This is a genomic window from Mesorhizobium sp. M00.F.Ca.ET.216.01.1.1 (genome assembly GCF_004010325.2).
Classification (GTDB): Bacteria; Pseudomonadota; Alphaproteobacteria; order Rhizobiales; family Rhizobiaceae; genus Mesorhizobium.
Window position 1 is genome coordinate 1 of sequence record NZ_SADR02000654.1, and the last position, 278, is coordinate 278.

Genomic DNA, 278 nt, shown 5'->3' on the forward strand with positions numbered 1-278 from the left:
CTGGAAACCACCAAGGCTGCGGTCCTCGCGGAGTTTGACGCCAAAACGAAGGCTGGCTTGAACCCCGACCCGTTTCTCGTCCGGAAGGCCGGCCAATCGTTTTACAACACGTCTCCCCTTGACCTTGTGAAGCTGCTAGGCGACCAAGACAATATCCGGCAGAACCTTTACGCCTACGTTCAAGCCTTCTCGCCTGCTGCGCGCGATATTTTCGAGCGCTTCGATTTCTACACCCAAGTCGAACGGCTTGCCAAGGCCAACCTCCTCTATCTGGTCAC

Annotated in this window: 1 protein-coding gene; it reads left to right on the forward strand. The window is 56.5% G+C overall.

Annotated features, from left to right (window positions below; translation table 11 throughout):
* On the forward strand, positions 1–278 hold a 278-nt coding region (locus tag EN859_RS37805; RefSeq protein WP_348632982.1), incomplete at both ends, for a type I restriction-modification system subunit M N-terminal domain-containing protein.